An 18660-nucleotide genomic window follows, 5' to 3' on the forward strand; every position below is an offset into this window, starting at 1 on the left:
CGGGCAAGCAGGTGCAGCCATAACCCAAGAGCCAAAAGGAGAGCGCCATGCGCCCTGTCATTTTGCGCCGTGGTCTGGTCGCTCTGTTTGCTGCGGCTGTGTCCTTCGGTGCCATTGTCCAAGCCCAGGCCGAGACCCTGCGTATCGGTTATCAGAAGTACGGCACCCTGGTCCTGCTCAAGGCCAAGGGCTCCCTGGAGAAGCGCCTGGCCCAGCAAGGTGTCGACGTGCAGTGGACCGAGTTTCCCGGTGGTCCGCAACTGCTGGAGGGGCTGAACGTCGGCTCCATCGACTTCGGCGTGACCGGCGAGACCCCCCCAGTGTTCGCCCAGGCTGCTGGCGCCGACCTGCTCTACGTGGCCTATGAGCCGCCGGCGCCCCTGAGCGAAGCGATCCTGGTGCCCAAGGACTCGCCGATCCGCTCGGTGCAGGAGCTCAAGGGCAAGAAAGTGGTGCTGAACAAAGGCTCCAACGTCCATTACTTGCTGGTCCGCGCCCTGGAAGATGCCGGCCTGAAGTACAGCGACATCCAGACTGTGTTCTTGCCTCCGGCCGATGCCCGCGCCGCTTTCGAGCGTGGCAGCGTCGATGCCTGGGTGATCTGGGACCCATACCAGGCCGCCGCCGAACAGCAGCTGCAAGCGCGAACCCTGCGTGATGGCAGTGGCATCGTCGACAACCATCAGTTCTACCTGGCCACCAAGCCCTATGCGCAACAGCACCCTGAGGTGATCAAGACCCTGGTAGAGGAAGTGCGGGCGGTGGGCGAGTGGTCCAGGGCCAACCCGCAGGAGGTCACCCAACAGGTGGCGCCGCTGCTGGGCCTGTCCCCCGAGATCACCCTGACCTCGGTCAAGCGCCAGGGCTACGGCGCAGGCTTCCTGACCCCGGAAGTGATCGCCGCACAACAGAAAATCGCCGACAGCTTCTACCAGCTCAAGCTGATTCCCAAGCCCCTGAACATCAAAGACGTGATCTGGACGCCCGGCGCCGCCGTGGCCAAAGCGCCGTAACCCGACCCCTTAGGAGACCACTCCATGAGCCTCAATATCTTCTGGTTCCTGCCTACCCACGGCGACGGCCATTACCTTGGCACCGCCGAAGGCGCCCGCGCCGTCGATCATGGTTACCTGCAGCAGATCGCCCAGGCCGCCGACCGCCTGGGTTTCGGTGGCGTGCTGATCCCTACCGGGCGCTCCTGCGAGGATTCCTGGCTGGTGGCGGCCTCGCTGATTCCAGTGACCCAGCGCCTGAAATTCCTGGTGGCCCTGCGCCCCGGGATCATTTCCCCGACGGTGGCGGCGCGCCAGGCGGCGACCCTGGACCGACTGTCCGGCGGGCGGGCGCTGTTCAACCTGGTGACGGGTGGCGACCCCGACGAGCTGGCCGGCGATGGCTTGTTCCTCGACCATGAAGAGCGCTACCAGGCTTCGGTGGAGTTCACCCGGATCTGGCGTCGGGTACTGGAAGGCGAGACCGTCGACTACGACGGCCAGCACATCAGCGTGAAGGGCGCCAAGCTGCTCTATCCACCCTTGCAGCAACCGCGTCCGCCGCTGTATTTCGGTGGCTCTTCGGAGGCGGCCCAGGACCTGGCCGCCGAACAGGTGGACATGGTGCTGACCTGGGGCGAGCCGCCCGCCGCCGTGGCCGAGAAGATCCGCCAAGTACGGGAAAAGGCCGCTCGGCAAGGGCGCAGCGTGCGCTTCGGCATTCGGCTGCACGTGATCGTGCGCGAAACCAACGAAGAGGCCTGGAAAGCCGCGGACAAACTCATCTCCCACCTGGATGACGAGACCATCGCTCGAGCCCAGGCATCCCTGGCGCGCTTCGACTCTGTGGGCCAGCAGCGTATGGCGGCCCTGCACGGCGGTCGTCGCGACAAGCTGGAAGTCAGCCCCAACCTCTGGGCCGGCGTCGGCCTGGTGCGCGGTGGCGCTGGCACCGCCCTGGTAGGCGACGGGCCTACGGTGGCGGCGCGGATGCAGGAGTACGCGGACCTGGGGATCGATACCTTCATCTTCTCCGGTTATCCGCATCTGGAAGAGTCCTATCGGGTGGCCGAACTGCTGTTCCCGCACCTGGACATCGAGCGGCCCAAGCTGCCGGAGGCTGCCGGTTACGTCAGCCCGTTCGGCGAGATGGTGGCCAACGACATCATCCCCAAAGCCGCGTCCCAGAGCTGAGGTGCGGCCATGAACGGAGAACGCATAGTGCAACGGTTGGCGCCCTGGGTGCTGCCGCTGCTGTTGCTCGCGGTGTGGCAGCTGGCGGTTTCGGCCGGCTGGCTGTCGACGCGCATCCTGCCGGCACCCAGCGCGGTGATCGAGGCCGGGGCCAACCTGATCCGCAGCGGCGATATCTGGACCCACCTGGCCATCAGCGGCTGGCGCGCCGGGCTGGGCTTCCTGATCGGCGGCGGCATCGGCCTGGCGCTGGGCTTCATCACCGGCCTGTCGAAATGGGGCGAGCGCCTGCTGGACAGCTCGGTGCAGATGATCCGCAACGTGCCGCACCTGGCGCTGATCCCGTTGGTGATCCTGTGGTTCGGCATCAATGAGTCGGCGAAGATCTTCCTGGTCGCCCTGGGGACCTTGTTCCCGATCTACCTCAACACTTACCACGGCATCCGCAACGTCGATCCGGCACTGGTGGAAATGTCCCGCAGCTATGGGCTGTCGGGCTTCGCCCTGTTTCGCCAGGTGATCCTGCCCGGTGCCTTGCCTTCGATCCTGGTGGGGGTGCGCTTCGCCCTGGGTTTCATGTGGCTGACCTTGATCGTCGCCGAGACCATTTCCGCCAGTTCCGGTATCGGCTACCTGGCGATGAATGCCCGGGAGTTCCTGCAGACCGACGTGGTGGTGCTGGCCATCGTCATGTACGCCGTGCTGGGCAAACTCGCGGACCTTGCCGCGCGTGGCCTGGAGCGGGTCTGGCTGCGTTGGCACCCGGCCTACCAGGTCGCCAGGGGAGGTGCGCAATGACTGCCCAGCAACCGCCGCGGCTGCTGCGGGGCATCCCGCTGGCGGTGCGCAAGCTGCAGAAGACCTTCGGCTCGCGGCAGGTGCTGCGGGAAATCGACTTGCACATTCCCGCTGGCCAGTTCGTCGCGGTGGTGGGGCGCAGCGGCTGTGGCAAGAGCACCTTGCTGCGCTTGCTGGCCGGCCTCGACCAGCCCAGCGCTGGCCAGTTGCTGGCTGGCGCCGCGCCGCTGGCCGAGGCTCGCGAGGACACCCGGTTGATGTTCCAGGACGCGCGCCTGCTGCCCTGGAAGAAGGTGATCGACAACGTCGGGCTCGGACTCAAGGGCAACTGGCGGCCCCAGGCCCTGGAGGCCCTGGAGGCGGTGGGCCTGGCGGATCGGGCCAATGAATGGCCGGCGGCCTTGTCCGGTGGCCAGAAGCAGCGCGTCGCCCTGGCCCGGGCGCTGATCCATCAACCACGGCTGTTGCTGCTGGATGAGCCGCTGGGGGCCCTGGATGCCCTGACCCGGATCGAGATGCAGCAGTTGATCGAGCGCTTGTGGCAGCAGCATGGCTTCACCGTGCTGCTGGTGACCCACGATGTCAGCGAAGCGGTGGCGATCGCCGATCGGGTGATCCTGATCGAAGACGGCGAGGTCGGCCTGGACCTGCACGTAGAGCTGCCGCGCCCGCGAGTGCGAGGTTCCCATCGCCTGGCGGCGCTGGAGACCGAAGTGCTCAATCGCGTGTTGTCATTGCCCGGGTCGCCGCCCGAGCCGGAACCCGTTTCACCTTTGCCCACGCAGTTGCGTTGGGCGCTCTAGAGCAGCGGCAAGCAAGAGTGTCGTGCTTGGGCTTGCAGCTGACCGCTTGAAACTTGCAGTTCTGTTTTTCGACCCCAGGAGAAATACCATGACCATCAAAGCCATCAACGTTCGCAACCAGTTCAAGGGCACCATCAAGGAAATCGTCGAGGGTGATGTACTGTCGGAAATCGACGTGCAGACCGCTTCCGGCATTGTCACTTCGGTGATCACCACGCGCTCGGTCAAGGAGTTGGAACTGTCCATCGGCAGTGAAGTGATCGCCTTCGTGAAGTCCACCGAGGTCTCGATCGCCAAGTTGTGAATGCTGCCGTAGACAGCCCCGGAGGGTACGAGCCCTGCGGGGCTTTTTTCATGGACGCTGTAAATACCGGTCAGATTTGATACTTTCCCTGCTTTCGCACGGCCTGAACAGTACAGACATGACAACAAAGCAGGGTCCAAACGCAGGGTACCTGGAGTTCGATCGCGACCGTTGGGCCGCTCTCCGGGCCGGGGAACCCATGAGCCTGGCACCGTCCGAGATGGAGACGCTGACCAGCCCGACCCAGCCCATGGCGCCCGAGGAGGTGAGGCAGATCCTGCTTCCTTTGTCGCGCCTGCTGCATTTGCACGCAACCCGGGTGCAGGCATTGAAGGCGCCGCAGGCCGGGGCCAGGGTGCCCTATGTGATCGGCGTGTCCGGTAGTGTCGCGGTGGGCAAGAGCAGCTTTGCCCGGGTCCTGGCAGCATTGCTGGCCTACTGGCCAGGCAAGCCCAATGTGCACTTGGTGACCACCGATTCGTTCCTTTTTCCCCTGGCCACCCTGCAGGAAAAGAACATCCTGCACCGCAAGGGGTTTCCCGAGTCCTACGACGAACCGCTGTTCCTGGAGTTCCTGCAGGCGGTGTGCCGGCGCGGCGAGACTGCGCAGATTCCCATCTACTCCCATGTCCGCTACGACATCCTGGCCGATGAAACGCAGTCGGTGGAGGCGCCGGACATCGTCATCCTCGAAGGCCTGAATGTCCTGCAGGGCGCGCAAGGGCAGGGCCTGCATGCCCTGGACTTCATCGACTTCTCGATCTATGTCGACGCCGCGCCGCAAGCCATCAAGACCTGGTACCTGGAGCGCTTCGTCTACCTGAAGAACACCGCGTTCCAGTCGGCGGATTCCTACTTCAACAAGTTCAAGGGGCTCTCCGACCCCGAGGCCCTGGCCATGGCGTCCGATACCTGGGACCGGGTGAACCTGAAGAACCTCGTCGAGAACATCCTGCCCACCCGGGAGCGGGCCAACCTGATCATCCACAAGACCGTGGACCACCACATCGACAAGCTGCTGCTGCGCCAGGTCTGAAGTTCAGGTCCGGCTTCAGGGCTGCGTAGAGCGCTTGGGCAGGTAGGGCGGCAGGTACAGGCCCAGGTAGGCGTCGAATACCCGCATGCCTTCCTCGGCCATGCGGGCAGTGATTTGCCCGTGCTGCTGCACCGAGCGTGCGTAGACCCGATCGCCCAGCTCCATGGCCAGGGCGAACACGTCCACATCCCGGGGCAGTGCAGGTAGTTCGAAGTGCCGGTCGAACAGCTGGAGCATCAGCTCACCCAACTCCAGGTCATGCTGGCGGTCGGCCTGGGTCACCTCGGTGAGGCCGTGTTGCGCCAGGATCAACTGGCGGGCCGCGGCGTCTTCGTCGTAGATGGCCAGCATGCGCTGCTCCACCAGGCGTGACAGATCCCGCCAACTGGTGAGCTGGCCGTGGTCGATGGGGGCCTGGAGGCAGGCGCGGAACGCAGCGTGGACATCGGCGGTGAGGGCTTCCAGCAGGGACGGGACGCTGGCGAAGAAGTGATAGACCGATGAGGGTGGAATCTGCGCCCTTTCGGCCACGCTGTAGATCGACAGGCTGGCCACGCCCTCGGCGGCCAGCAGGGTGCGGGCGGCGTCGAGTATCGAGTCGATCCGGGCCTGGCTGCGAGCCTGGGGCTTGCGAAGGGGGGCGGTGCGGGTCATCGGGGTCTCCTGTTGGACAGCCGGCATTGTACGCCAGGGCGCTGTTTCCTGTAGCGGCAGGCATGAGCCACGATCACGTATCACGGGCATAAAAAAACGCCGCGAGCCTTGGGCTACGCGGCGTTCTTGGCTGCCGACCGTTCAGACGGTGTGCAGGTACCAGTTGTACTCGAGGTCGGAGATGGAGTGCTCGAACTCCTCCAGCTCGCTTTCCTTGCACGCGACGAAGATGTCGATGTACTTCGGATCGATGTACTTGTTGAGGATCTCGCTGTCGTCCAGCTCGCGCAGGGCATCGCGCAGGTTGTTCGGCAGGCTCTGCTCAACCTGTTCGTAGGCGTTACCCTCGATTGGCGTGCTTGGCTCGACCTTGTTGGTCAGGCCGTGGTGCACGCCCGCCAGGACGGCAGCCATCAGCAGGTAGGGGTTGGCATCGGCGCCGGCTACCCGGTGCTCGATACGTACCGCGTCCGGTGCACCAGTCGGTACGCGCAGCGCTACGGTACGGTTGTCCAGGCCCCAGCTCGGCGCGTTCGGCACGTAGAACTGGGCGCCGAAACGCCGGTACGAGTTGACGTTCGGGCACAGGAACGCCATCGACGCTGGCAGGGTCTCGAGCACACCGCCGATCGCGTGACGCAGCGCGGCGTTCTGCTCGGGATCCTCGCTGGTGAAGATGTTCTTGCCATCCTTGTCCAGCACCGAGATATGGACGTGCAGACCATTGCCCGCCTGGCCTGGATAAGGCTTGGCCATGAAGGTGGTGTCCATTTCATGGTCGTAGGCGATGTTCTTGATCAGGCGCTTGAGCAGTACTGCGTAATCGCAGGCCTTGAGCGGGTCGGCGACGTGGTGCAGGTTGACTTCGAACTGCGCCGGGGCGCTTTCCTTGACGATGGCGTCGGCCGGGATGCCTTGTTCCTTGGCGCCTTCGAGGATGTCCTGCAGGCAATCGACATATTCGTCGAGGTCGTCGATCAGGTAGACCTGGGTCGATTGCGGGCGCTTGCCGGAGATCGGCGAGCGTGGAGGCTGTGGACGGCCGTTCACGTTCTCCTGGTCGATCAGGTAGAACTCCAGTTCGAACGCGGCGCAGATGGTCAGGCCCAGTTCGTCGAACTTGCTCACTACCTGGCGCAGCACTTCACGGGGGTCGGCGAAGAACGGCTCGCCTTCCAGCTCGTGCATGGTCATCAGCAGCTGTGCGGTGGGGCGCTTCTGCCAGGGTTCGTTGGAGAGCGTGTCGGGGATCGGATAGCAGATCCGGTCGGCGTCACCGATATCCAGGCCCAGGCCGGTGCTTTCCACCGTGGAGCCGTTGATATCCAGAGCAAAGAGGGAAGCCGGGAGGTTGATGCCTTTTTCGTAAACCTTGTGGAGGCTGGTGCGTTCGATGCGCTTGCCGCGCACCACACCATTCATATCCGCAATCAGAAGGTCGACGTACAGAACCTCAGGATGTTCCTTAAGGAACGCGTTCGCTTCGTTAAGCTGAACGGCACGCGGGGGTACCGACATGATGCAACACCTTTGTTGTTAAAAATATCAATCATTGATCTTTTCTGGTTTCAGTCAACCCGAACGGCATGCCGAAGTCAAGCGAGGCCTTTTTTGCCCTAATAAAGGGCTGGCGGGGCATTTTTGCAGTAAAACAGGGCGCTTTTATGGGCTCTGCCACCCTGCCTGCCCCAGGCTTGAGTGAGCTGTGTTGTATCTTTTACAGGGGTGTTGTGTAAAAAAATGAACAAGGCTAAGCTCGGCTCAAACCCATAACATCAATAATACCGGGGTGTTTCATGTCTCGCCGGCCGTTAATCGGCGTCACCGCCTGCTCCAGGCAGATCGGTCTGCACGCTTACCACATCAGTGGCGACGAGTATGTCCAGGCAGTGGCCACCGCGGCCCAGGGCCTGCCGGTGATCCTCCCATCCCTGGCTCCATTGTTGGCACCGTCCGATATTCTGGACGGACTGGACGGTATCCTCTTTACCGGCTCCCCTTCCAATATCGAACCTTTCCATTATCAGGGCCAGGCCAGCGCGCCGGGCACTGCTCATGATTCTGCACGGGACGCCGCCACCTTGCCGCTGCTCCAGGCCGCCGTCGAGGCCGGGGTCCCGGTGCTGGGCATCTGCCGCGGATTCCAGGAAATGAACGTCGCCCTGGGCGGCAGCCTGCACCAGAACGTGCACCAGGTGCCGCCGTTCATGGACCACCGCCATGCGGATGAACCCGGCCAGCCCCTGGATGACTGGTACGCCCCGGCCCATGAACTGCATGTCGAGGCTGGTGGTGTGTTGGCCGACCTGGGCCTGCCGCAAACCCTGCAGGTCAATTCCATCCATGCCCAGGGCGTGGAGCGTCTGGCTCCGGGCTTGCGGGTCGAGGCGCGTGCTCCGGACGGGCTGGTCGAGGCGATTTCCGTCGATAGGAGCAAGGCTTTTGCTTTGGGGGTGCAATGGCACCCCGAATGGCAGGTAAGCTGCAATCCTCACTACCTGGCCATCTTCCAGGCTTTTGGTGATGCCTGCCGCGAGCGGGCAAAACAGCGCGACGCCGAAGCGTCACACAACGCCTGACTTAATAGAGAGTCAGGAAACTCAGCCTAGAGGCATTTATGAGTACCAACCTCGACCAGCTCACCGATTGGTTGAAAGACCACAAGATCACAGAAGTCGAATGCTTGATCGGCGACTTGACCGGCATCACCCGGGGCAAGATCTCGCCGACCAACAAGTTCATCGCCGAAAAAGGCATGCGCCTGCCCGAGAGCGTGCTGCTGCAGACCGTGACTGGCGACTATGTCGAAGACGACATCTATTACGAACTGCTGGACCCGGCGGACATCGACATGATCTGCCGCCCGGACCATAACGCGGTGTACCTGGTGCCCTGGGCCATCGAGCCCACCGCCCAGGTGATCCACGACACCTACGACAAGCAAGGCAACCCCATCGAGCTGTCGCCTCGCAACGTGCTCAAGAAGGTCCTCAAACTCTATGCCGACCATGGCTGGCAGCCGATCGTGGCGCCGGAAATGGAGTTCTACCTGACCAAGCGCAGCGACGACCCCGACTACCCGCTGCAGCCGCCGGTGGGCCGCTCCGGGCGTCCGGAAACCGGGCGCCAGTCGTTCTCCATCGAGGCCGCCAACGAATTCGACCCGCTGTTCGAGGACGTCTACGACTGGTGCGAGTTGCAGGAGCTGGATCTCGACACCCTGATCCACGAGGACGGCACGGCGCAGATGGAGATCAACTTCCGTCACGGCGACGCGCTGTCCCTGGCCGACCAGATCCTGGTGTTCAAGCGCACCATGCGCGAAGCGGCGCTCAAGCATGATGTGGCCGCCACCTTCATGGCCAAGCCGATGACCGGCGAGCCGGGCAGCGCCATGCACCTGCACCAGAGCATCGTCGACATCAGCACCGGCAAGAACGTCTTCTCCAACGACGACGGGACCATGAGCCAGCTGTTCCTCAACCATATCGGCGGCTTGCAGAAGTTCATCCCCGAGTTGCTGCCGCTGTTCGCCCCCAACGTCAACTCGTTCCGCCGCTTCCTGCCCGATACCTCGGCGCCGGTGAACGTCGAGTGGGGCGAGGAAAACCGCACCGTGGGCCTGCGGGTGCCAGATGCCGGACCGCAGAACCGCCGGGTGGAAAACCGCCTGCCGGGTGCCGATGCCAACCCCTACCTGGCTATTGCCGCCAGCCTGTTGTGCGGCTTCATCGGCATGGTCGAAGGGCACAATCCGAGCGCGCCAGTGGTGGGCCGTGGTTACGAGCGCCGCAACCTGCGCCTGCCGCTGACCATCGAGGACGCCCTGGAACGCATGGAAAACAGCAAGACCATCGAGAAGTACCTGGGCCACAAGTTCATCACCGGCTACGTCGCGGTCAAGCGAGCCGAGCATGAAAACTTCAAGCGCGTGATCAGTTCCTGGGAGAGGGAGTTCCTGTTGTTCGCCGTCTGACACGCCAGGCGCCGCTGCCCGTCGGTGGCGCCTTCACTGATACCAAGGAGACATTGATGACTCATAAAAACCCGCAAACCCGCGAGTGGCAAACCCTCAGCAGTGATCACCACCTGGCACCCTTCAGCGACTTCAACCAGTTGAAGGAGAAGGGGCCGCGGATCATCACCCATGCCAAGGGTGTGTACCTGTGGGACAGTGAAGGCAACCAGATCCTCGACGGCATGGCCGGCCTGTGGTGCGTGGCCGTAGGTTACGGCCGCGATGAACTGGCCGAAGTGGCCAGCAAGCAGATGCGCGAACTGCCGTACTACAACCTGTTCTTCCAGACCGCCCACCCGCCGGCGCTGGAGCTGGCCAAGGCGATCATCGACGTCGCGCCCAAAGGCATGAGCCACGTGTTCTTCACCGGCTCCGGCTCCGAGGGCAACGACACCGTGCTGCGCATGGTCCGTCACTACTGGGCGCTCAAGGGCAAGCCGAAGAAGCAGACCATCATCGGCCGTATCAACGGCTACCACGGCTCCACGGTGGCCGGCGCCAGCCTGGGCGGCATGAGCGGCATGCACGAGCAGGGTGGCTTGCCGATCCCGGGTATCGTGCATATCCCGCAGCCATACTGGTTCGGCGAAGGCGGCGACATGACGCCGGATGAGTTCGGTGTGTGGGCTGCCGAGCAACTAGAGAAGAAAATCCTCGAAGTCGGCGAAGACAACGTCGCGGCCTTCATCGCCGAGCCGATCCAGGGCGCGGGCGGTGTGATCATCCCGCCGGAAACCTACTGGCCGAAGATCAAGGAAATCCTCGCCAAGTACGAAATCCTCTTCGTCGCCGACGAAGTGATCTGTGGTTTCGGCCGTACCGGCCAGTGGTTCGGCTCCGACTACTACGACCTTGCACCTGACCTCATGACCATCGCCAAGGGCCTGACCTCCGGTTACATCCCCATGGGCGGTGTGGTCGTGCGTGACACCGTGGCCAAGGTGCTCAGCGAGGGCGGTGATTTCAACCACGGCTTCACCTATTCCGGCCACCCGGTGGCAGCGGCGGTGGGCCTGGAAAACATCCGCATCCTGCGCGAAGAGAAAATCGTCGAGAAGGTGCATGAGCAGACGGCACCGTATTTGCAGAAGCGTTTGCGCGAGCTCAGCGACCACCCGCTGGTGGGCGAAGTTCGCGGCCTGGGCATGCTGGGTGCGATCGAACTGGTCAAGGACAAGGCTACCCGGGCGCGTTACGAAGGTCGGGGCGTGGGCATGATCTGCCGGCAGTTCTGCTTCGACAACGGCCTGATCATGCGTGCCGTGGGCGACACCATGATCATCGCCCCGTCGCTGGTGATCAGCGAGGCGGAAATCGACGAGCTGGTGGCCAAGGCGCGCAAGTGCCTGGACCTGACCTTGAGTGCGCTGCAGGGCTGAGTGCTAGGCTTTGAGCGCAGTGCTTGCGGGCACTGCGCGCGAAGCGGATATAAAGGCCGGAACGTGCCTTGAAAGCCGGCCTTGGATCTTGCCAGACTAGCCGCCGTTTTCAGTGGTCCCGGACAGTGGCACCCGGCAGCGGGTCACCGAGAATGTGCTTAAAAAGAACAATTGGAGCATTACGCATGAAGGCATTAGGTATGAAGTTAGCTGGCAAGACCCTCCTCGCCATGTCCCTGATGGGCGTGATGGCGACGGCGGCACAAGCGGACGATAAAGTGCTGCACGTCTACAACTGGTCCGACTACATCGCGCCAGACACCATCAAGAAATTTGAAGCCGAATCCGGCATCAAAGTGGTCTATGACGTGTTCGACAGCAACGAAACCCTGGAAGCCAAGTTGCTGGCCGGCAAGTCCGGCTACGACGTGGTAGTGCCTTCCAACAACTTCCTGGCCAAGCAGATCAAGGCTGGTGTGTACCAGGAACTGGATAAATCCAAGTTGCCGAACTGGAAGAACCTCAACGAATCGCTGCTCAAGGCGGTATCGGTGAGCGACCCGGGCAACAAGCATGCCTTCCCTTACATGTGGGGCTCGATCGGCATCGGCTTCAACGCCGAGAAGGTCAAGGCCGCACTGGGTGCCGACGCTCCGACCAACTCCTGGGACCTGCTGTTCAAGCCGGAGAACGCCGAGAAGCTGAAGTCTTGCGGCATCAGCTTCCTCGATTCGCCGACCGAGATGATCCCGGTAGCGCTGCATTACCTGGGCTATCCGACTGACAGCCAGGACAAGAAGCAACTGGACGAGGCCGAGAAGCTGTTCCTCAAGATCCGTCCTTCGATCGGCTATTTCCACTCTTCCAAGTACATCTCGGACCTGGCCAACGGCAACATCTGCGTGGCCGTCGGCTACTCGGGTGACATCTACCAGGCCAAGGCCCGCGCCGCCGAGGCCGGTGACAAGGTCAAGGTCAGCTACAACATTCCCAAGGAAGGTGCTGGCAGCTTCTACGACATGGTCGCCATTCCCAAGGATGCGGAAAACGTCGAGGGTGCCTACAAGTTCATGACCTTCCTGCAGAAGCCGGAAATCATGGCCGAGATCACCAACGCCGTGCGTTTCCCCAACGGTAACGCGGCCGCGACCCCTCTGGTCGATAAAGACATCACCAGCGACCCGGGCGTCTACCCACCTGCCGATGTCCAGGCCAAGCTGTACGCGATCGCCGACCTGCCGGCCGCGACCCAGCGCATCCTGACCCGCAGCTGGACCAAGATCAAATCCGGTAAATAAGCCGATTTGCAGCGATACCTGTTGCCGTCGTCATGGCGAGGGCGGTAACAGGAAACAATTAAATGACAGAAAGTTTTGCTGGATTGGTTTATCGAGGGTAAGTTGCGCGCCGGTTTTGTTGCTGGGCAGCTTGGGGGCTGTCAGGTAGCGCGGGGCAACTTTGGCCCAACTATTCAAGAGGACCTCCACTTGCCTACTACTTTATTTCGCAAAGCCATGCTGGCCGCCGCCAGCCTGACGCTGGTGGCAAGCGCCCAGGCGGCATCGACCGTGCATATTTATAACTGGTCCGACTACATCGGTCAGAACACCCTGTCTGAGTTTGAAAAGACCACGGGTATCAAGCCGCTGTATGACGTATTCGATTCCAATGAAACCCTGGAAGGCAAGTTGCTGGCCGGTCGCACCGGCTACGACGTGGTAGTGCCGTCCAACCACTTCCTGGGCAAGCAGATCAAGGCCGGGGCGTTCCAGAAGCTCGACAAGAGCCTGTTGCCCAACTACGCCAACCTCGACCCGAAGTTGCTCAAGCGCCTCGAGGTCAACGATCCGGGCAACCAGTACGCAGTGCCCTACCTGTGGGGCACCAACGGCATCGGCTACAACGTCGATAAAGTGAAGGCCGCCCTGGGGGTGGAGAAGATCGACTCCTGGAGCGTTCTGTTCGAGCCGGAGAACATCAAGAAACTCAGCAGCTGCGGCGTGGCCTTCCTCGATTCCGCCGACGAAATGATGCTCACGGTGCTCAACTACATGGGCCTGGATCCCAACAGCACCAACCCCCAGGACTACAAGAAGGCCGAGGCCAAGCTCCTGGCGGTACGTCCCTACGTGACCTACTTCCATTCGTCCAAGTACATCTCGGACCTGGCCAACGGCAATATCTGCGTGGCCGTCGGCTTTTCCGGCGACGTGTTCCAGGCCCGGGCCCGGGCAGCCGATGCCGGCAAGGGCGTGAACATCGCCTACACCATTCCCAAGGAAGGCGGCGCCCTGTGGTTCGACATGCTGGCCATTCCCAAGGACTCGAGCAACGTCAAGGAGGCTCACGCCTTCATCAACTATTTGCTGCAACCTGAGGTGATCGCCCAGGTCAGTGATTATGTCGGTTATGCCAACCCCAACCCCGGGTCGGACAAGTTGATGGACCAGTCCATCCGCACCGATGAAGCGGTTTATCCACCGCAGGCCGTGCTCGACAAGACTTACGTGTCCATAGAGTTGCCAGCCAGTATCCAACGCTTGATGAACCGCAGCTGGACCAAGGTCAAGACGGGTAAATAGTTCTACAGGCTCAAACTATCCGGGACCCGTCCACCAGGGGCGGGCTGAAAATTTTGTTGGGAGTTTCGCAAATGGCAGTTGCCTCCGGCGCCTATAAGAAAGCCCTCGAGGGCGACCAGACACCCAAGCAGGTGCTGGTCAAGATCGACCGGGTCACGAAGAAGTTCGACGAGACGGTGGCCGTGGACGATGTGTCCCTGGAGATCAAGAAAGGCGAGATCTTCGCCCTGCTGGGCGGCTCCGGTTCGGGCAAGTCCACCTTGTTGCGCATGCTGGCCGGCTTCGAGCGGCCTACCGAGGGCCGGATCTTCCTCGATGGCGTGGACATCACCGACATGCCGCCCTACGAGCGGCCGATCAACATGATGTTCCAGTCCTATGCGCTGTTCCCGCACATGACCGTGGCCCAGAACATCGCCTTCGGCCTCAAGCAGGACAAGATCCCTTCGGCGGAGATCGACGCCCGGGTGGCGGAGATGCTCAAGCTGGTGCAAATGAGCCAGTACGCCAAGCGCAAGCCGCACCAGCTCTCCGGCGGCCAGCGCCAGCGCGTGGCCCTGGCCCGCTCCCTGGCCAAGCGACCCAAGCTGCTGCTTCTCGACGAGCCCATGGGCGCCCTGGACAAGAAGCTGCGCTCGCAGATGCAACTGGAGCTGGTGGAGATCATCGAGCGCGTGGGCGTGACCTGCGTGATGGTGACCCACGACCAGGAAGAGGCCATGACCATGGCCGAGCGCATCGCCATCATGCACCTGGGCTGGATCGCCCAGATCGGCAGCCCGATCGATATCTACGAGACCCCGGTCAGCCGCCTGGTCTGCGAGTTCATCGGCAACGTCAACATCTTCGAGGGCGAAGTGGTGGACGATGCCGAAGGCCATGCCTTGATCACTTGCAAGGACGTGGACCGCAACATCTACGTCGGCCACGGCATCAGCACCTCGGTCCAGGACAAGTCGGTGACCTACGCCATCCGCCCGGAAAAACTCCTGGTGACCGCCGAGATGCCGACCTGCGAGTACAACTGGTCCAGTGGCAAGGTCCACGACATCGCCTACCTGGGCGGCCACTCGGTGTTCTACGTCGAGCTGCCGAGCGGCAAGCTGGTGCAATCCTTCGTCGCCAACGCCGAGCGCCGCGGGGCGCGGCCGACCTGGGGTGACCAGGTCTACGTGTGGTGGGAAGACGACAGCGGCGTGGTACTGCGCTCATGAACATGCGAAAGCTCAAGCGCCGACTCGACCGAATAATTCCCGGAGGCCGCCAGCTGGTCATCGGGATCCCGTTCATCTGGCTGTTCCTGTTCTTCATGCTGCCGTTCTTCATCGTCCTGAAGATCAGCTTCGCCGAAGCGGACGTGGCCATCCCGCCGTACACCGAGATCTACAGCTACGTCGACCAGAAGCTGCAGATCCTGCTGAACCTGGGCAACTACGCGATGCTCGGGGACGACGAGCTGTACATCGCCGCCTACCTCGGCTCGCTGAAGATGGCATTCATCAGCACCATCCTTTGCCTGCTGATCGGCTACCCGATGGCCTATGCCATCGCCAGTGCCCGTAAGGAAATGCAGACCGTACTGGTGCTGCTGATCATGATGCCGACCTGGACCGCGATCCTGATCCGCGTCTATGCCTGGATGGGCATCCTCAGCAACAACGGCCTGCTCAATGGCTTCCTGATGTCCATGGGCTGGATCAGCGAGCCGCTGCAGATTCTCAACACCAACACCGCGGTGTACATCGGCGTGGTCTATTCCTACCTGCCGTTCATGGTGCTGCCGCTGTACGCCAACCTGGTCAAGCACGACCCGAGCCTGCTGGAAGCCGCCGCCGACCTGGGGTCGGGGACTTTCAACAGTTTCTGGAGGATCACCGTACCGCTGTCCAAGAACGGCATCATCGCCGGCTGCATGCTGGTGTTCATCCCGGTGGTGGGCGAGTTCGTGATTCCTGAGTTGCTCGGCGGTCCGGAGACCCTGATGATCGGCAAGGTGCTGTGGCAGGAGTTCTTCAACAACCGCGACTGGCCGGTGGCCTCGGCCCTGGCGGTGGTGATGCTGGCGATCCTGATCGTGCCGATCATCCTGTTCAACCGTAGCCAGGCCAAAGAAATGGAGGCCAAGGAATGAAGCGCTTCAGTTTCTCCAACTTGATGCTGGTCCTGGGCCTGCTGTTCATCTACCTGCCGATGCTGATCCTGGTGATCTACTCGTTCAACGCCTCGCGGCTGGTGACGGTGTGGGGTGGCTGGTCGGTCAGCTGGTATGTCGGCCTGCTGGACAACACCCAGCTGATGGGCTCGGTGCTGCGCTCCCTGGAAATCGCCTGCTACACCGCCGTGGCGGCAGTGGCCCTGGGCACCCTGGCGGCGTTCGTCATGACCCGGATCAGCCGCTTCAAGGGGCGTACCCTGTTCGGCGGCCTGGTCACCGCGCCACTGGTGATGCCCGAGGTGATCACCGGCCTGTCGCTGTTGCTGCTGTTCGTGGCCATGGCCCAGGCCATCGGCTGGCCCCAGGAACGTGGCATCGCCACCATCTGGATCGCCCATACCACCTTCTGTGCCGCCTACGTGGCGGTGGTGGTGTCGGCGCGCCTGCGCGAGCTTGACCTGTCCATCGAGGAAGCGGCCATGGACCTGGGCGCGCGGCCGTTCAAGGTGTTCTTCCTGATCACCATCCCGATGATCGCGCCGTCCCTGGCGGCGGGCGGCATGATGTCCTTCGCCCTGTCGCTGGACGACCTGGTGCTGGCCAGCTTCGTGTCCGGTCCGGGCTCCACCACCTTGCCGATGGAAGTCTTCTCGGCGGTGCGCCTGGGGGTCAAGCCGGAGATCAACGCCGTGGCCAGCCTGATTTTGCTGGCGGTATCGCTGGTGACCTTCCTGGTCTGGTTCTTCAGCCGGCGCGCCGAGGAGGCCCGCAAGCGGGCGATCCAGCAAGCCATCGAAGAGAGCGCCGCCGACTCCTGGAAACAGCCGGACGTGCGCCGGCCCAAGGCGCCGCAAGCCGCTTGAGCCTGTTGCAATAGCACAACGCCCCTTTCCAGGGGCGTTGTGGTTTCTGGCCTCGTGTCCTGGCTCAGGAAACCCAGGGCGAGCGGCGAATCACTTCGACGAAGTTCGTCGGCTGGAACCCAGGCTGCTGGTCGGCCAGGACATCGGTCTTGACGTTGCCGAAGGTGGTCTGCGGCCGATGGCGCAGGCCGTCGGCGAATGCGCAGATGATGCACTCCTTGAAACCTTCGCCCCGGGGATGGGCATGCACCACCGCCTCGCGCTGGGCGCTGGGGAAGGCCGTGTAGTCGATGCCCAGGACGTCCATCTCGACCCCGGCTGTGACCAGGGCCACGGTGGGGCGCAGGTACTGGGGGATGCCGGGAGTGGTATGCAGGGCGATGGACAGCCAGACTTGCTCGATATCGTCGTCGCTCAGCCCGTAGGGCTTGAGGAAGTCCCGGGCGGCATTGGCGCCGTCGACTTCGAAGCGCTGGTCGTCGCTGCGGTGGCCGGGCACCAGGCCCAGGTCGTGGAACATCGCGCCGACGTACAGCAGCTGTGGGTCGTATTGCAGCTGGCGGCGTTCGCCGCTCAGGGCGCCGAACAGGAATACCCGGCGCGAGTGGTGGTAGAGCAAATCGGATTCGATATCGCGAATGTAGTCGGTGGTGGCCCGGGCCAGGGCGCTGTCGGGAATCTTGATCCCGGCGATGGTGGAGCTCATGGGGCGGTCCTCGTGGCGGGCGCCGTGCTGGCGCTGGAGCCCAGAGTCTGTGCCTGGCCAGGCATGGGGACAATCGATCCGGGGCTGCGATCCGGGCCAACCTGGGGGCATTTACGGCCATGGGCTGTCGCCTCGGGGGCCTGGTTGCGACAATCCAGCGTCGGGCCCGCCTGCCCGGCCCATAGAAGAAGGTGCGTGCCATGGCCAGATCCGTTGCCATCCTGGTGTTTCCCGGTGTCCAGGCCCTCGATGTGACGGGCCCCATGGACGTATTTTGCGAGGCCAATCGGTTCTTGCCGGTCGAAGACCATTACCACCTGGAGGTGATCGGGCTCCAGGCCGGCGCGCAGGTTTGCTCCAACGGCCTGGTGCTGCAGGCCCGGCGCTCCTTCGAGGAGGCTGTGGAAGCCTTCGACCTGTTGCTGGTGGCGGGTGGGCCGCAAGTCCCCGGCAGCGACTTCGGTCCGATCTTCGACGCCTGGCTGCGCGGGGCTTGTGCCCGGGCCGCGGGCTTCGGTTCGATCTGCAACGGCGCGTTCATCCTGGCTCGGGCGGGCCTGCTGGAGGGACGCACGGTGACCACCCACTGGAACGATGCGCCGGCGCTCGCGACCTTGTATCCCTCGACCCGGGTCGAGGTCGACCGCCTGTATGTCGAGGACGACAGGTTGTTCACCTCGGCGGGGGTTACTGCCGGCATCGACCTGTCGTTGTATCTGCTGGCCAAGGACCGGGGCGCCGAGGTGGCCTTGAACGTGGCCAAGCGCCTGGTGGTGTTCACCCAACGCGCCGGAGGCCAGTCGCAGTTCAGCCCGTTCCTGCTGCCCCAGGCTACAGCCACTTCCGTCGTGGCCCAGGTCCAGCAACATGTGCTGGATCACCTGCAGGACAACCTGAGCATCGGCGAGCTGGCGCGTGCGGCGCACATGAGCCCACGCAACTTTTCCCGGGTCTTTGTCCGTGAGGCTGGAATAACCCCTGCAGAGTTCGTCGAGCGGGCGCGGGTAGATGCCGCTCGGGCGCTGCTGGAGCGCTCGTCGGCGCCGCTCAAGACCCTGGCCTATCGCTGCGGATTTCGCGATGCCCAGCACCTGCTCCGTGTGTTCAAGCGCCGCCTGGGGCTGACCCCGCAGCAGTTCCGGGCGAACTTCGCCCCGCCGTCCTGGTAGCCAGCGG

At 63.0% G+C, this 18660-nt stretch carries 18 protein-coding genes; 15 read left to right on the forward strand and 3 right to left on the reverse strand.

Features of this window, described 5'->3' with window-relative positions:
- Window positions 1–47: 47 nt before the first annotated feature.
- From GDH07_RS01595 to coaA, 6 genes are all read left to right on the forward strand, one after another.
- Complete coding sequence (locus GDH07_RS01595; RefSeq protein WP_053133817.1) at window positions 48–1013, forward strand: sulfonate ABC transporter substrate-binding protein; 966 nt, start codon at window positions 48–50, stop codon at window positions 1011–1013.
- A 24-nt stretch (window positions 1014–1037) separates the two neighbouring features.
- The gene (gene ssuD / locus GDH07_RS01600) at window positions 1038–2186 is read left to right on the forward strand and encodes an FMNH2-dependent alkanesulfonate monooxygenase (protein WP_152896547.1); all 1149 of its coding nucleotides are present in this window, start codon (window positions 1038–1040) and stop codon (window positions 2184–2186) included.
- 9 nt (window positions 2187–2195) lie between these two features.
- A complete protein-coding gene (gene ssuC, locus GDH07_RS01605) occupies window positions 2196–2984 on the forward strand; it encodes an aliphatic sulfonate ABC transporter permease SsuC (RefSeq protein ID WP_152896548.1) in 789 nt (262 codons plus the stop codon).
- Window positions 2981–3787, forward strand: coding sequence for an aliphatic sulfonates ABC transporter ATP-binding protein (gene ssuB, locus GDH07_RS01610; protein ID WP_022641710.1), 807 nt, complete (start codon window positions 2981–2983; stop codon window positions 3785–3787). Before ssuC ends, ssuB begins: the two co-directional genes overlap by 4 nt.
- Before the next feature lie 88 nt (window positions 3788–3875).
- Window positions 3876–4091 (forward strand): TOBE domain-containing protein, encoded by a 216-nt coding sequence (locus GDH07_RS01615; protein ID WP_011064106.1) that lies wholly within the window; start codon window positions 3876–3878, stop codon window positions 4089–4091.
- Window positions 4092–4209: 118 nt separating this feature from the next.
- Entirely contained in the window at window positions 4210–5127 is a 918-nt protein-coding gene (gene coaA, locus GDH07_RS01620; RefSeq protein WP_053133820.1) for a type I pantothenate kinase, read from the forward strand.
- Window positions 5128–5142: 15 nt separating this feature from the next.
- Here the strand turns inward: coaA and GDH07_RS01625 are convergent, their stop codons facing one another.
- Both GDH07_RS01625 and GDH07_RS01630 read right to left on the reverse strand, forming a co-directional pair.
- On the reverse strand, window positions 5143–5781 hold the full coding sequence (locus GDH07_RS01625) for a TetR/AcrR family transcriptional regulator (RefSeq protein WP_152896549.1): 639 nt from the start codon (window positions 5779–5781) through the stop codon (window positions 5143–5145).
- A 141-nt stretch (window positions 5782–5922) separates the two neighbouring features.
- The gene (locus GDH07_RS01630) at window positions 5923–7299 is read right to left on the reverse strand and encodes a glutamine synthetase family protein (protein ID WP_053133826.1); all 1377 of its coding nucleotides are present in this window, start codon (window positions 7297–7299) and stop codon (window positions 5923–5925) included.
- A 278-nt stretch (window positions 7300–7577) separates the two neighbouring features.
- Here GDH07_RS01630 and GDH07_RS01635 point away from each other — a divergent pair, with 278 nt between their 5' ends.
- The 8 genes from GDH07_RS01635 (at window position 7578) to GDH07_RS01670 (ending at window position 16778) form a co-directional block, all read left to right on the forward strand.
- Entirely contained in the window at window positions 7578–8360 is a 783-nt protein-coding gene (locus GDH07_RS01635) for a gamma-glutamyl-gamma-aminobutyrate hydrolase family protein (RefSeq protein ID WP_022641708.1), read from the forward strand.
- 38 nt (window positions 8361–8398) lie between these two features.
- A complete protein-coding gene (locus tag GDH07_RS01640; RefSeq protein WP_022641707.1) occupies window positions 8399–9757 on the forward strand; it encodes a glutamine synthetase family protein in 1359 nt (452 codons plus the stop codon).
- Window positions 9758–9813: 56 nt separating this feature from the next.
- The gene (locus GDH07_RS01645; RefSeq protein WP_022641706.1) at window positions 9814–11178 is read left to right on the forward strand and encodes an aspartate aminotransferase family protein; all 1365 of its coding nucleotides are present in this window, start codon (window positions 9814–9816) and stop codon (window positions 11176–11178) included.
- A 200-nt stretch (window positions 11179–11378) separates the two neighbouring features.
- On the forward strand, window positions 11379–12476 hold the full coding sequence (locus GDH07_RS01650) for a polyamine ABC transporter substrate-binding protein (RefSeq protein ID WP_022641705.1): 1098 nt from the start codon (window positions 11379–11381) through the stop codon (window positions 12474–12476).
- A gap of 189 nt (window positions 12477–12665) precedes the next feature.
- On the forward strand, window positions 12666–13760 hold the full coding sequence (locus tag GDH07_RS01655; protein ID WP_031320673.1) for a polyamine ABC transporter substrate-binding protein: 1095 nt from the start codon (window positions 12666–12668) through the stop codon (window positions 13758–13760).
- Between the two features lie 71 nt (window positions 13761–13831).
- Entirely contained in the window at window positions 13832–14974 is a 1143-nt protein-coding gene (locus GDH07_RS01660; protein ID WP_053133831.1) for an ABC transporter ATP-binding protein, read from the forward strand.
- The gene (locus GDH07_RS01665; RefSeq protein ID WP_022641702.1) at window positions 14971–15891 is read left to right on the forward strand and encodes an ABC transporter permease subunit; all 921 of its coding nucleotides are present in this window, start codon (window positions 14971–14973) and stop codon (window positions 15889–15891) included. The genes GDH07_RS01660 and GDH07_RS01665 overlap by 4 nt, the downstream gene beginning before the upstream one ends.
- Window positions 15888–16778 carry an ABC transporter permease subunit gene (locus tag GDH07_RS01670; protein WP_022641701.1) on the forward strand — a complete coding sequence of 297 codons (891 nt, stop codon included), beginning with the start codon at window positions 15888–15890 and terminating at the stop codon, window positions 16776–16778. Before GDH07_RS01665 ends, GDH07_RS01670 begins: the two co-directional genes overlap by 4 nt.
- 64 nt (window positions 16779–16842) lie before the next feature.
- On the opposite strand, the gene GDH07_RS01675 is transcribed toward GDH07_RS01670, so the two are convergent.
- Window positions 16843–17484, reverse strand: coding sequence for an HD domain-containing protein (locus GDH07_RS01675; protein WP_022641700.1), 642 nt, complete (start codon window positions 17482–17484; stop codon window positions 16843–16845).
- Between the two features lie 200 nt (window positions 17485–17684).
- On the opposite strand from GDH07_RS01675, the gene GDH07_RS01680 reads away from it, so the two are divergent.
- A complete protein-coding gene (locus GDH07_RS01680; protein WP_152896550.1) occupies window positions 17685–18653 on the forward strand; it encodes a GlxA family transcriptional regulator in 969 nt (322 codons plus the stop codon).
- Window positions 18654–18660 lie beyond the last annotated feature (7 nt).

Origin of the sequence: Pseudomonas piscis (assembly GCF_009380155.1) — a bacterium.
Classification (GTDB): domain Bacteria; phylum Pseudomonadota; class Gammaproteobacteria; order Pseudomonadales; family Pseudomonadaceae; genus Aquipseudomonas; species Aquipseudomonas piscis.

What these genes read in the sequence shown, in the direction of transcription:
- GDH07_RS01595 (WP_053133817.1), top strand. Translation starts at nt 48, where the DNA reads ATGCGCCCTGTCATTTTGCGCCGTGGTCTGGTCGCTCTGTTTGCTGCG.
- ssuD (WP_152896547.1), top strand. Translation starts at nt 1,038, where the DNA reads ATGAGCCTCAATATCTTCTGGTTCCTGCCTACCCACGGCGACGGCCAT.
- ssuC (WP_152896548.1), top strand. Translation starts at nt 2,196, where the DNA reads ATGAACGGAGAACGCATAGTGCAACGGTTGGCGCCCTGGGTGCTGCCG.
- ssuB (WP_022641710.1), top strand. Translation starts at nt 2,981, where the DNA reads ATGACTGCCCAGCAACCGCCGCGGCTGCTGCGGGGCATCCCGCTGGCG.
- GDH07_RS01615 (WP_011064106.1), top strand. Translation starts at nt 3,876, where the DNA reads ATGACCATCAAAGCCATCAACGTTCGCAACCAGTTCAAGGGCACCATC.
- coaA (WP_053133820.1), top strand. Translation starts at nt 4,210, where the DNA reads ATGACAACAAAGCAGGGTCCAAACGCAGGGTACCTGGAGTTCGATCGC.
- GDH07_RS01625 (WP_152896549.1), bottom strand. Translation starts at nt 5,781, where the DNA reads ATGACCCGCACCGCCCCCCTTCGCAAGCCCCAGGCTCGCAGCCAGGCC.
- GDH07_RS01630 (WP_053133826.1), bottom strand. Translation starts at nt 7,299, where the DNA reads ATGTCGGTACCCCCGCGTGCCGTTCAGCTTAACGAAGCGAACGCGTTC.
- GDH07_RS01635 (WP_022641708.1), top strand. Translation starts at nt 7,578, where the DNA reads ATGTCTCGCCGGCCGTTAATCGGCGTCACCGCCTGCTCCAGGCAGATC.
- GDH07_RS01640 (WP_022641707.1), top strand. Translation starts at nt 8,399, where the DNA reads ATGAGTACCAACCTCGACCAGCTCACCGATTGGTTGAAAGACCACAAG.
- GDH07_RS01645 (WP_022641706.1), top strand. Translation starts at nt 9,814, where the DNA reads ATGACTCATAAAAACCCGCAAACCCGCGAGTGGCAAACCCTCAGCAGT.
- GDH07_RS01650 (WP_022641705.1), top strand. Translation starts at nt 11,379, where the DNA reads ATGAAGTTAGCTGGCAAGACCCTCCTCGCCATGTCCCTGATGGGCGTG.
- GDH07_RS01660 (WP_053133831.1), top strand. Translation starts at nt 13,832, where the DNA reads ATGGCAGTTGCCTCCGGCGCCTATAAGAAAGCCCTCGAGGGCGACCAG.
- GDH07_RS01665 (WP_022641702.1), top strand. Translation starts at nt 14,971, where the DNA reads ATGAACATGCGAAAGCTCAAGCGCCGACTCGACCGAATAATTCCCGGA.
- GDH07_RS01670 (WP_022641701.1), top strand. Translation starts at nt 15,888, where the DNA reads ATGAAGCGCTTCAGTTTCTCCAACTTGATGCTGGTCCTGGGCCTGCTG.
- GDH07_RS01675 (WP_022641700.1), bottom strand. Translation starts at nt 17,484, where the DNA reads ATGAGCTCCACCATCGCCGGGATCAAGATTCCCGACAGCGCCCTGGCC.
- GDH07_RS01680 (WP_152896550.1), top strand. Translation starts at nt 17,685, where the DNA reads ATGGCCAGATCCGTTGCCATCCTGGTGTTTCCCGGTGTCCAGGCCCTC.